We start from the raw sequence: 12076 nt of genomic DNA, 5'->3' as shown, positions 1-12076 counted from the left end.
CTCAGGACTCTTTAAATTTTCCTAATCTTATCTTCTTATATAGGAAACAGTATTTTTCTATTTTTTCGGGGAGAAATATTTTTCTACTAAAAGATGGGATTCTTTTAGCTTTTGTATATTACTTTCATAATCGCGTTGCAAGTAGAGATAGTAAATCAAATCAACTGCATATAATTGGCTTATTAAGGAAGTTGTTGCGGCGGATCTTACTTGATCTCTAGGTACTGTATTACTTGTCAAAATACTAATATCTGATGTTTTAGCTAATCTACTATGTCCATTAGAAGTCAATCCAATAACCCTTACATTATTTTGTTTTGCTAGTTTAGCTATCGTTACAGTCTCCTGTGTCTCACCAGAATCAGAAATTAGAAACAGTACTTGTTTATTTTGTTGCGTTAATAAATTTGATACCAGCAAGTGAGTGTCTGGTGTATTAATTACGTTTTTACCAATTCGTGAAAATTTTTGAGTAAAGTCTTCCGCTACTAAGTGTGATGCACCTAAACCATAAACTAAGACTACATTGGCATCCTTAAATGCATCAACTGTTTGATTTAAGTATTTAGAATTTAAATCCTTATTAGTACTGTCCAACGTGTGTTGAACTTTGAGCGCTAATTTGTCTTTCAATTCATCAACACCATCATTTGGGGATATTTCATCATATAGCCCCGTATCAACATCATTTGATGAACGTGCTAATTCAACTTTTAAGCCCTTGAATCCATCGAGTCCTAAGCTTTTAGAAAACCTAACGATAGTAGCTTGACTGACACCACTTTTTTTCGATAAATCGGCCACACTTAGATTAGGAATCTCTTGGCAATTCTTTAAAATATACTCGCCTAAAATTTTTTCTGCTTTACTCGCATTTTCCATACTAGTTCGAATTGTTAGTAAAATCGTATTATTAGTCATATTGCTTCCTCACTTAATTGCTTGACGTACAAATCCACCTGCTTCAGATAATTTTTGTTGAGCTGCCTCTTTATCAGTCTTTGTTGCAATCATAACGATGGCATCTTTGACTGAATAGTCAGCTTCTTTAAGAGTCTTTAAAGCAAGATTCTCATCAACTCCTGTAACTTCCGTAATGATATTCAATGAACGTTGAACTAACTTTTTATTGGTAGGTTTAACATCCACCATCAAGTTGCCATACGTTTTACCAATTCTAACCATTGAAGCTGTTGATAGCATATTCAAAACCATTTTTTGTGCTGTCCCTGACTTCAATCTAGTTGATCCCGATAGTACTTCTGGACCTGCAACCACTTCAATCGCTGTCTCAGCATGTTGACTAATAATAGCATCATTATTACATGATAAAGCAATCGTATCGGCACCTACTTTTGTAGCATAATCCAACGCTCCCACAACGTATGGAGTTCTACCACTGGCTGCAATACCGACTACTACGTCTTTATCACTCAAATTATGACTCTTTAAATCATCAGCGCCCTCTTGAACGCTATCTTCAGCACCTTCAACGGCAATCGTCATAGCCTTGGCACCACCAGCAATCAATCCCTGTACCATTTCTGGTTCAATTCCAAAGGTTGGAACGCACTCCGCTGCATCCAATACGCCTAAACGACCACTAGTTCCTGCTCCAGTGTAGAATAGACGCCCTCCGGCTTTAAATGATTCAGCAATTTTATTTGCAGCTGCTGATATTTGAGGTAATTGTTTTTCAACGGCCACAGCTACTTTTTTATCTTCACTATTCATAATGGTAACAATTTCTTCGGCACTCATTTCGTCCAAGTTCATTGTTGCCGGATTACGACTCTCTGTTGATAATTTTTTTATGTCCATATTAAACTCAGTCCTTATCTCTAATATCAACCAGTTGGATTGCTTGATTAGCCTCACAATAGTCTAATAGCTTAACGTCGGAATCAATAATTCTTCCTATTACATTCACAGACGCATCAGCTGGAAGTTGGTACTTAATCAGTTGTAATTCACCTTGATAACGTCCTGATAAACTATTATCTAGTGTAATAGAACCAACTTTTCTCAAAGTATTGTTATCAGGTTTTATCTCTGACTTATTGAGGGGTCTACCTTCTCTAAGTCTAACAACGTCTCTTGCTACATCAGCTCTTTGATGGAAAATATTACTCATATATGTTGGAGCATTGTTATTTAATTGAACTTTCAATTGCAAAACATTATTTACAAAATAATTTTTAAATTGTTCGAATGTTGAATCCTTTAAGGCTGGATCACCAACATAAATTCGATCAACATTCATTTTATTAAAATCTATAGCGGCGTAAAGTGGATTTTGAGACCTATGTTCTTCTAAAGTTGGTAACCCTTTATAGACGGGAGCTCTCAAATTTGCATCCCCCGGAATGAAGGCCATTACTGTAAATCCATTATCTTTTAACCACTTATTTTTTTCAGAGAACCATTTTTTATCTAATCCCGTGTTCTCGCGAGGGTAATAATTATGCCAGGCTTCCAAATTCTCAAAGTCCGCTTTAGCTTTTTTTAATTCATCAATATCTGATTGTTCAATTGTACTTGCATTTAAAGCAACTTTCACACCATTAGAAAGTCTTGCAATGCCAGCATTATCGATTCCATCGTCGATTCTTAGCATAGTAACATGCAAATCTTTGAAAATTGATAAATCGCTATCTAGATTTAAATTCAATCTCTTTAATGAACTTGATGCAATATCAAGAGTTAACTCCAAACCATTGTCATCGCACAATTTCCCCAAAGCCTTCAAATTCTTCAATAAAACTTCAGGATCATCTTCTGGCAAATTAATAGATGTAAAGACTCCTTTAAATCCGGATTTAACAAATTGATTGAACATATCTATATCTTTTTTAGTCAATGAACTGTGCAGATAAGCTGAAAATCCTAGCATATTATTCTCCTTTATTCTGGATAAATTTCGTTAATTCGATCTTCGTCAACACCAAAGAACCAAGTTACGATGAATCCTCCAGCGTAAGCTACAAGTAGAGCTAACAAGTATACCCATTGTTGTCCAGGTTGCATGATCAATAGTCCAAACAAACCTGAAACACCTTGTGATACGGCACCTAAATGGAATAGTGAAGCAACGATACCACCAAAACCAGCTCCGATACTTGCTGTGATAAAGGCTCTACCAAGTGGCAATGTAACAGCGTACATCAATGGTTCACCAACACCCAAGATAGCGACTGGAATTGAGCTCATAACCATTTTCTTAAATCTCTTATTCTTTGATTTGAAGTAAAGTGCAAATCCGGCACCTACTTGACCACCACCGGCCATCATTAGGATTGGTAGCAAGTAGTTAATACCCTTTGTTGGACCTGTAGGATCGTTCAATAGAACATGGATTGGTGTTAAAGCTTGATGCAAACCAACAGATACTAAAGCCAAGAATGTTGATGATAGAAGGAATCCACCAAAGACACTCAACTTCGTGTAGATGAAGTCCATGACAAGATAGATAGCTGTTGTTAACCATGCACCAACTGGTTGTAGGAAGACAACGGCAAGCAATGAACCAATAATAACTGTCAATAATGGAGTAAAGAATGTATCTAGAACACTAGGCATGATCTTACGAAGATTCTTTTCCAAGAAAGCGAAGAAGATACCCATTAACAAAGCGGTAATCAAACCACCAACACCAACTGTATATGGTGCATGTGTGAATGGCATTGAAATAGCCTGTGTACTTAATGGTGAACCTGTAATTGTGACACCTAAGCAAAGCGTACCACCGATACCACCAAGGATGGCACTACCCTTAAATTCACGAGCAGCATTCATACCAACAAAGATTGGTAGGAAAGTAAATAGTCCCCAACCAATTGTTTTGATAGTCATGTACCACCAATCAGTAACAAAAGCTTGTCCTGTTTGATAATCAATAACATTAGCAAGACCGTTGATTAATCCGGCAGCAATAATACCTGGTAATAATGGAATAAAGACATTAGCAATATGTTGTAAACCACGTTGTAATGGTTTGTCGTGCTTGGCTTTATTCTCTTTTTTATTTTCTTTAGCGATATCTTTAACTTGATCTAATTGTGAATCAGATGAAACATCCCCATCATCACTGTCACTCCCTAAAGCAACTCCAGTAAGTTCAGCAAATGGTTCTGCAATCTTGTTAACTTTTCCTGGTCCTAAAACAACTTGAAGAGTATCAGCCTGAACGACAGCTAGGACACCATCAATTCGTTTCAAAGCATCGACATCGACTTTATCGTTGTCTTTAATGCCTAGTCTTAATCTAGTCATACATGCGACGTTGGCACTAACATTTTCTTTACCACCGACATCTTTAAGAATTTCTTTAGCTATATTCTTTGCGTCCATGTTTGTTTACCCCCTATTTGAATTCTTTCATCAACCAGTTATATGATTTTGGAGTAGCTTTAGTCCAATATGTCCAGTTATGGTTGTCACCAGTATCTTTAACATATTTGACCGAATACTTATCTTTCTTCAAAGTCTTAACGAATCTATTAACATTCTTAATTGGAACAGTTGTATCATCTGATGTTGTTTCAACATAGAATTTAACTGGTTTTGTATCTTTATTGATATATTTTGTTGGGAACAAGCCGTCATAAACTTTATCAGACCAATTAGTCTTACCATTAGTAAAGGCGTGCATGTTCATTCTAATAGGATTATCTTTTGGTAAACTGTACCAAACAGATGGTGAGATCAATAATGCTTTAGAGAAATAATTAGAATACTTCAATGATAATCTGGCAGCAGCGTAACCACCCATTGAAATACCACCAATAGCGTGATCACTTCTTGATGATGATACCTTATAAGTCGAATCAATCTTTGGTACTAGATCCTTCATAATGGCACTTTCCATTTGCATGCCACCTTTTTGGTTAACATAGAAACTGTTAAAACCATCAATAAAGACCACGATTGCCTTTTGATTGTTTCTCTTCATAGCTCCATCAAGCATTTGTTGAGAATTGAATCTTTCCAATAAATTTCTATGATTTCCGTATAATCCGTGCATCATGTAAACGACAGGATATTTCTTACTACTCTTTGGATTATATCCGCCTGGTAGATAAACATCGTAATTCCAATCAAGATGCAATTTCTTGGAATACATCGTTGTTGTAGTTACTGTACTAATTGGTGAAACTTTAGTAGCAGCAGCTTGCACAGTAGAACTGGTAAAAGTAGCTATTCCCAGCATTGCAATTATGCCGGATAAAATAACTAAAAATCTTTTAACGCATGATTTCATAATAATTACCCCCAAATATTTTTGTTACCGCTTACAAATAAATCATACAACGTTAAAATAAAATTTCAAGATAATCAGTAATATTTTTAGAAATATAAAATATTATTTCACAAAAGAAACATTTATTGCGGAAAAATAACAACACTTAATACAATCTTTTGTAAGCGTAATCTTTTTCGTTGACTTATCCTTTCAAGCCACTAATAATTAAGGTGTTATTGAATAATTGGAGGCAATCATATGAAACAACGTTATATTGGTCAAACCAACTGGCAAACTTCTGCCGTGGCTTTAGGTATCATGCGTATGAACAGTTTAAGTCCAGAACAAGCTGCCAAGGCCATTGACACTGCTTACGACAGTGGTATCAATTTTATCGACTCCGCTGACATTTATGGCGATGGAGATTCTGAAAAAGTTTTCGGTCAAGCCTTGAAACAAAGTAGTGTTAAAAGAGAAGATTTATTTATTCAATCTAAAGGTGGAATTGTATCTGGAAAAAGATATGACTTCTCTAAACAACATCTAATTGATGCGGTTGATGGTTCTTTGAAACGATTAGGCGTTGACTACTTGGATTCATTCCTTCTTCACAGACCAGATCCATTAATGGAACCAGATGATGTTGCTGAAGCGTTTGACGAACTACAAACATCAGGTAAAGTACGTCACTTCGGAGTTTCTAATTTCAATCCTCAACAATTTCTATTTTTACAAGAAAATATTGATCAAAGACTTCTTATCAATCAATTGCAATTTAGTATCATGCATTCTGGGATGATTGATTTTGGCCTACATACCAATATGGCAGACGACCGTTCAATTAATCATGACGGTGGTTTATTAGCCTTTTCAAGACGTATGGGCGTAACTATTCAAGCTTGGTCACCATTCCAATACGGAACATTTGCTGGAACCTTTATCAATAATGATAAATTCCCTGAATTAAACGATAAATTACAAGAATTAGCGGACAAATACGGCGTAAGTAAGAACGCCATTGCTGCCGCTTGGATTCTTAGACATCCAGCCGATATTCAAGTTATTATTGGTACTATGAACCCTGAACACATTGCTGATAGTGCTAAGGGTGGGGATGTCAACCTTACTAAACAAGAGTGGTATGACATTTACTTTGCTGCTGGTAATGATTTGCCTTAAAATTTTAAAAAAGCAAGCCTCATGCAGGTTTGCTTTTTTATTTTGCAACCGATTTCTTGAATAAGATATATAATGGTACTGATCATTAAAAGAAAAGAGGTATCTCCTCATGTCAACAGTATTAGTTATTTATGCACATCCACAATCAGACAAAGAATCATCTACCAAGGCCCTTTATAACCATTTCATAGATTCCTATAAATCCAGTCACCCAGATGACAAAATTATTGAACACAATGTTTCTGAATACATGCCTTTCCCGTTAAACAAAATTGCTATTTCAATCTACAATAAATCAATGGCTCGCCAACCACTTAATGCCGATGAAGAACGTTTCAAGGACTCAAGACAAAAATGGATTGACGAATTTGTCAATGCTGATAAGTATGTTTTCGTAAATCCGATGTACAATCTCTTTATTCCCGCTGAAATGAAGAGCTACATTGACATTGTTATGCAGGTCCCTGATACCTTCCATTACACAAGTGAGGGCATTCCTGAAGGTAACTTACACAATAAAAAAGCTATTCACTTACAAGCTACTGGTGGGAATTATCACGGATCAAATGGTGCCCCAGATGCAAGTTCTTTAGATCTTGGCCATCAATATATCGGTACTATTCTTCATATCATGGGTATCGATGACTACCAAGGCGTTTTTGCTGAAGGAATGGATCATGATCCTAAAAATGCTGAAAAGATTTTAAACGCAGCCTTCGAAAGAGCCGAACAAGCAGCTAAAGAATTCTAACAAAAAAGCTTCTATACCCTATTAATCAAGGATATAGAAGCTTTTTGCTAACCATTAGTTAGTGTTATTATTAATGCATATCGTTATAACCATTAATAAGTAAATCGAGGTTTATCAATGGAAACTGAATCAGAGTCTACCAAAGTTATTGAAGCTATGAAATGGCAAATACACCATACAAAGAAACAAATCGAATCACTTAACAAAGCCATCACACGTATCGGTGACGTCGAACAATTAAATATGAAAGGCACTTTACTTAAAACTTACGCTAACCAAATTGATACCAAAAAGGGATATGTCATTTTACCCGATTACCGTAATCAAGAAAAAGTAACTATTTACTTAGACACTAAGAAATCAATTATTGATAATGCTGAAACTTATTTCCATCAATATCATCGAGATAAACGTGGTTTAAAAACTATTCAGGACAACTTGAATAAAACCAAGACAAATCTACAAAAGCAAATCACACGTCAGAAAAACTTTGATCCACAAGATTCTGAACAAGTTCAATTGGTTAAAAAACAACTAATTGCTGAAGATGCTATAAAAACAGGGATTTTACACTCATCTAAGGCTCCTGAACCTGCACATCCTCGTCGATTCTATACAACCGATCATGTTTTAGTGGAAGTTGGAAAAAATAGTGATCAAAATGATCATTTAACATTAACTGCCAATAAAGATTATTACTGGATGCACGTCAGTGAACTGGCTGGCTCTCATGTAGTTGTACATAGTGTCAATCCTAGCAAGCAGACCTTATTAGAAGCTGCCAACCTTACTGCTTATTACAGCAAAGGCCGTGGTCTCAAACAAGTTCCTGTTGATGTTTTAAAAGTAGGCCAATTATTTAAACCTAAGGGAGCTAAATCAGGACTCGTCATGTTTAATGGCAAAGCCGATACCCTAACAGTCAACCCTGATAAGGAGTTGGCACAAAGATTATCCGCAAAAGATTAATTTTAAGAGCTTGATTTCAAATAGAGATCGAGCTCTTTTTATTTCAATAAATAAACCTTGCTTTCATAGGGGCGTAACCTAGTATTTTTGTCATCTGCGTAATTGCCGATTAGAAGAGCTCCATTCTCTTGACCATAATCTCTTATTACATCATGAGACGTGAAATTATTAATAACTAGTAATGTTTCATCGTTATAACGGCGTCTATAAGTAAAAACTTCCTCATCATCCATATCTATTACAGCATAATCTCCATAAACTACCAAATCACTGTTATGTCGAAGTTCAATCAATTTCTGATAATAGTAAAAAATAGAGTCACTATCTACCAAATTTTCCTCAACGTTAATCTGCTCGTAATTGGGATTCAAGGCTAACCACGGCGTTCCTTCAGTAAATCCGGCATTTGTGCCATTATCCCACTGCATTGGTGTTCTAGCATTGTCACGTGTTCGATAAGCCAAATATTTCAACATGGTTTTCTTATCAACAATTTTTTCAATTTCGACAAACTCTTTATAGGCATTCAATGATTGAATATCTTCGTACTGTGACAATTCAGTAAAGTGAGCATTCGTCATACCAATCTCTTCACCTTCATAAACATAAGGTGTTCCCTGCAACATATGCAAAGTAGTCCCTAACATTTTAGCCGCCAGCACACGATACTTGGGATCATCCGTAGCAAACCTTGAAACTGCCCTTGATTGATCATGATTACTCCAATACAAGCTATTCCAACCCTTACCGTTTAAAGCAATTTCCCACTTACTCAAAACCTTTTTTAACTCTACTAAATCAATCGGCTGATTATTCCAATGACCCAAACGCTTATCTGGATTAGAAGAAACATTCATATGATTGAATTGGAAAACCATATTTAACTTATTTTCTTTTAAGCCAGCGTATTTAATAGCATCTTTGGGTGATGAGCCTGGCATTTCACCAACTGTCATCACATCATATTTAGATAGAACTTCAGCGTTCATTTCTTCCAAAAATTCACTTAATCGATATCCATTAGCGACTAGACCTGTTCCCCCGTACATAGCACCTGGTTTTTTCTTTCCATCTGGCAATCCCTCCGGTTTAGAAATCAGATTGATAACATCCATTCTAAAACCATCAATTCCTTTATCTAACCAAAAACGCATCAAATTCCAGACTTCTTTACGAACCTTAGGATTTTCCCAATTTAAGTCAGGCTGTTCCTTTGTGTAGAGATGAAGATAATATTGGCCTGTTGTTTCATCAAATTGCCAAGCTGATCCATCAAAACGAGATCCCCAATTATTTGGTTCATGGCCATCAACTGGATCACGCCAAATATAATAATCGCGATACGGATTATCCTTTGATTTACGACTTTCTTGAAACCATTTATGTTGGTCAGAAGTATGATTAACTACTAAATCCATCATTATTTTTAGTTCTAGTGAATGAGCTTTTTCCAACATTTCGTCAAAATCGGCCATCGTTCCGTAATTAGGTTGGATTGCATAATAATCGCTGATGTCATAGCCATTATCTTTATCAGGAGATTTATAAACTGGATTTAACCAGATAACATCAGCACCCAATTTCTTAATATATGGCAAACGACTAGTGATTCCTCGTAGATCACCAATACCGTCATTATTGCTATCTTGAAAACTCTTTGGATAAACTTGATAAACTACTGTTTTCTTCCACCAATCGTTATAAGCCATGAAAAAATTCTCCTCGATGATTTATTCATTTAGATTATGGGAAAATTTTACTAAAATAATTAGTTTTTCAGCAATCAAATTCAAACAAAAAAAATCATGCTAGCAATGGCATGATTTTTCGAGTATATCAACATTCTGTTACTATTCTATAAAATTTAATTATCGGTTTTCTTTAGTTTCAATCTCTCAGCTTTGTGGTAGACCAAAAAGGATGTAATGGGAACCGTTAAAATGACACCAATCGTACAAATCAATGTTGTTAAAATTTCGGCTACAACTAATTTATCGTTTAAAATATCGGTAAATTTGTATCCCAATGAATGTATTAAAAAGAACAATGGAAATGTCGCTGAAAAGAAGTTAAATAATAATGTATTTGTCTGTGTGTTAAGAATTTTATTCCCCACTGAAAATCCATCATTAAAAATCTCTGTCGGCGTCAAAGTGGGTTTATTTAATACTATCTCATTCAAGCCACTAGTAATGGCAACACTAGTTTCCGAAATAACCCCCAAACTATTTATCACGATGATAGCAATCGCTAATTGTGGAAACGAAATCCCCGCTGCCAGAGAAAATGACTCCAACTCATCTTGATTTTCGGGGCCCATTCCTTGCGCACTAGCCCAGTATTCCAAAGGTATCGTAATCAGCAAGATAAAAATCATAATCAATAGTGACGTTTGAAAGGCCGTATTAGCGGTGTCACCATTTTCAACATTCATATAAATGGCTACCACTAATATCACAATGGCAATGATTCCTGTTGTAATCAGAATATTAAAGCCGTCAGCTATTAAAACTAATAATGCAATTACCGATATAACGTTAATACCTAAACCGAATAATAAGGTTAAGCCACGAGTACCAGTTACCATCAACAATAAAACTACAAAAGTTGCAAATAAATATAGCATGACTATAACCTCCTCGTGATTACTCTACTGGAAATAAAACTAGTTATTGGAACCGTTAAAACAATCCCAATCGCACTGATCAGCAACTGGGCAATCCCTAAACTAAGAGTCATATTTAAGGTATAACTAACTGAGTTTCCATTACTCAAGTAAAGCAAAACAACATTTAAATTTTGCGCTATAACGATAAAAAGCAAAATGTTGATTAGTGGACCAATCAATTCTCGGCCAATATTAATACCCGATTTAAATAAAGTTTTAGTTGAAACATCTACTACTTCTTTTTTCATTTCAATCAATGAAGAAGAAATATCCATAGTTTCATCTAGAATGACTCCTAAAACACCGAATAAGACTTGAGAAAGAAAGACTCCCAGATAAGGTTGTAATTCAAAATCATCTAACTCCAAGTGCATACCACTGTAACCTGTCATACTTAAGACAAAAACGCTTAATAAAATTGCAGCAGTCGTTGATATGACTGTACTTGAATAAGCCATCACCGCTGAATATGTCGGTCCTAAAATTACTAATAGCGCCGTTGCAGATATTAATAATGCCGTTACAACGGTTAAAGGAAGCAAAATACTATTGTGTGTCCCAATAATAATCTGTAAATATCCAAAATAAATTACCACATTAATCAAAACACTGATAAACAATTTTCGACGATCGAACTTCATACAGAATAACAAGAAAGTTACTAAGCCAAAGGTAAATACTAACGGTGTATCACGTTTGATATTCTTAGCTGTATACCCTTTGCCACTCTTAGTCAGAATTACTTGTTGACCAACACGATACTTAGTATCAGTCAATTGTGAATTGTAATAAGTATTTCTAAATCGTACCGTTTGTCCTCTTTTATCGGTGTTCAATAGCTTGGCACTAATTTTCTGAGTGTATTCAGTATCGGTATTCTTATATTCATCCGTTGATGTCTGCTTGTTAGTTATTGCAATCTTCTCAATCTTTACAACTGGATCATGATACAAAAAACTGTCAAAATAAGTTAATCCGGTTGCTAATAAGACAATCAAACCCACAATAATGAGCAGACGTATATTTTTTTTCATAAGAAATTCCTCGCATTTCTGCTTATATCTACATTATATGTTTTTTTCAGAAAAATATTTGTGACTTTTTCATGAATATTTTGTAGTTGACAATCTTTGGTTTATGAAATATATTTGAAACATCAAATTCGTTAGGAGATTTCATTATGAATAAATCATACTCTCTCAACATCGCGAATATTCGTTGGCAAAGCCGATAACTCAGATTGGTCCGATATGGATTCAATCTGAAA

11 protein-coding genes are annotated in these 12076 nt (G+C 35.3%); 3 read left to right on the top strand and 8 right to left on the bottom strand.

All coding sequences use genetic code 11. The annotated features are described in order from the left end of the window. Window positions 1-57 precede the first annotated feature (57 nt). Genes U8526_RS04340 through U8526_RS04320 form a run of 5 tightly spaced genes read right to left on the bottom strand, consistent with a single transcriptional unit; the run spans window position 58 to window position 5260 of the window. Window positions 58-921 (bottom strand): MurR/RpiR family transcriptional regulator, encoded by an 864-nt coding sequence (locus U8526_RS04340; protein ID WP_334340741.1) that lies wholly within the window; start codon window positions 919-921, stop codon window positions 58-60. Window positions 922-930: 9 nt separating this feature from the next. After that, window positions 931-1821: an N-acetylmuramic acid 6-phosphate etherase gene (murQ, locus tag U8526_RS04335; RefSeq protein WP_334340740.1), complete on the bottom strand. Its 891-nt coding sequence runs from the start codon at window positions 1819-1821 to the stop codon at window positions 931-933. A gap of 7 nt (window positions 1822-1828) precedes the next feature. Then, on the bottom strand, window positions 1829-2893 hold the full coding sequence (locus tag U8526_RS04330; RefSeq protein ID WP_334340739.1) for a MupG family TIM beta-alpha barrel fold protein: 1065 nt from the start codon (window positions 2891-2893) through the stop codon (window positions 1829-1831). A gap of 11 nt (window positions 2894-2904) precedes the next feature. Beyond that, entirely contained in the window at window positions 2905-4350 is a 1446-nt protein-coding gene (locus U8526_RS04325) for a PTS transporter subunit EIIC (RefSeq protein ID WP_334340738.1), read from the bottom strand. Window positions 4351-4363: 13 nt separating this feature from the next. Next, window positions 4364-5260 (bottom strand): alpha/beta hydrolase, encoded by an 897-nt coding sequence (locus tag U8526_RS04320; RefSeq protein WP_334340737.1) that lies wholly within the window; start codon window positions 5258-5260, stop codon window positions 4364-4366. A 240-nt stretch (window positions 5261-5500) separates the two neighbouring features. On the opposite strand from U8526_RS04320, the gene U8526_RS04315 reads away from it, so the two are divergent. The 3 genes from U8526_RS04315 (at window position 5501) to U8526_RS04305 (ending at window position 8141) form a co-directional block, all read left to right on the top strand. Continuing rightward, window positions 5501-6421: an aldo/keto reductase gene (locus U8526_RS04315; protein ID WP_334340736.1), complete on the top strand. Its 921-nt coding sequence runs from the start codon at window positions 5501-5503 to the stop codon at window positions 6419-6421. A 109-nt stretch (window positions 6422-6530) separates the two neighbouring features. Continuing rightward, a complete protein-coding gene (locus tag U8526_RS04310; protein WP_334340735.1) occupies window positions 6531-7172 on the top strand; it encodes an FMN-dependent NADH-azoreductase in 642 nt (213 codons plus the stop codon). A gap of 117 nt (window positions 7173-7289) precedes the next feature. Next, on the top strand, window positions 7290-8141 hold the full coding sequence (locus U8526_RS04305) for an NFACT RNA binding domain-containing protein (protein ID WP_334340734.1): 852 nt from the start codon (window positions 7290-7292) through the stop codon (window positions 8139-8141). A 38-nt stretch (window positions 8142-8179) separates the two neighbouring features. Here U8526_RS04305 and U8526_RS04300 read toward each other — a convergent pair whose 3' ends face one another. The 3 genes from U8526_RS04300 to U8526_RS04290 form a co-directional block, all read right to left on the bottom strand. Then, on the bottom strand, window positions 8180-9850 hold the full coding sequence (locus U8526_RS04300; protein ID WP_334340733.1) for a glycoside hydrolase family 13 protein: 1671 nt from the start codon (window positions 9848-9850) through the stop codon (window positions 8180-8182). Between the two features lie 155 nt (window positions 9851-10005). Continuing rightward, the gene (locus U8526_RS04295) at window positions 10006-10767 is read right to left on the bottom strand and encodes a YibE/F family protein (protein WP_334340732.1); all 762 of its coding nucleotides are present in this window, start codon (window positions 10765-10767) and stop codon (window positions 10006-10008) included. A 2-nt stretch (window positions 10768-10769) separates the two neighbouring features. Continuing rightward, window positions 10770-11843, bottom strand: a complete 1074-nt coding sequence (locus U8526_RS04290; protein ID WP_334340731.1) for a YibE/F family protein — start codon at window positions 11841-11843, stop codon at window positions 10770-10772. Between the last annotated feature and the right edge of the window lie 233 nt (window positions 11844-12076).

It is taken from the genome of Companilactobacillus sp. HBUAS56275, assembly GCF_036913655.1.
GTDB lineage: Bacteria > Bacillota > Bacilli > Lactobacillales > Lactobacillaceae > Companilactobacillus > Companilactobacillus pullicola.
Note: the sequence above shows the minus strand (reverse complement) of the source record. Positions and strands in the feature narration are given on the sequence as shown.

Bases quoted from the DNA above. Each gene is read 5' to 3' on its own strand.
- U8526_RS04310 (WP_334340735.1), top strand. From the start codon at position 6,531: ATGTCAACAGTATTAGTTATTTATGCACATCCACAATCAGACAAAGAA.
- U8526_RS04340 (WP_334340741.1), bottom strand. From the start codon at position 921: ATGACTAATAATACGATTTTACTAACAATTCGAACTAGTATGGAAAAT.
- U8526_RS04325 (WP_334340738.1), bottom strand. From the start codon at position 4,350: ATGGACGCAAAGAATATAGCTAAAGAAATTCTTAAAGATGTCGGTGGT.
- U8526_RS04290 (WP_334340731.1), bottom strand. From the start codon at position 11,843: ATGAAAAAAAATATACGTCTGCTCATTATTGTGGGTTTGATTGTCTTA.
- U8526_RS04320 (WP_334340737.1), bottom strand. From the start codon at position 5,260: ATGAAATCATGCGTTAAAAGATTTTTAGTTATTTTATCCGGCATAATT.
- U8526_RS04305 (WP_334340734.1), top strand. From the start codon at position 7,290: ATGGAAACTGAATCAGAGTCTACCAAAGTTATTGAAGCTATGAAATGG.
- U8526_RS04300 (WP_334340733.1), bottom strand. From the start codon at position 9,850: ATGGCTTATAACGATTGGTGGAAGAAAACAGTAGTTTATCAAGTTTAT.
- U8526_RS04295 (WP_334340732.1), bottom strand. From the start codon at position 10,767: ATGCTATATTTATTTGCAACTTTTGTAGTTTTATTGTTGATGGTAACT.
- U8526_RS04315 (WP_334340736.1), top strand. From the start codon at position 5,501: ATGAAACAACGTTATATTGGTCAAACCAACTGGCAAACTTCTGCCGTG.
- U8526_RS04330 (WP_334340739.1), bottom strand. From the start codon at position 2,893: ATGCTAGGATTTTCAGCTTATCTGCACAGTTCATTGACTAAAAAAGAT.
- murQ (WP_334340740.1), bottom strand. From the start codon at position 1,821: ATGGACATAAAAAAATTATCAACAGAGAGTCGTAATCCGGCAACAATG.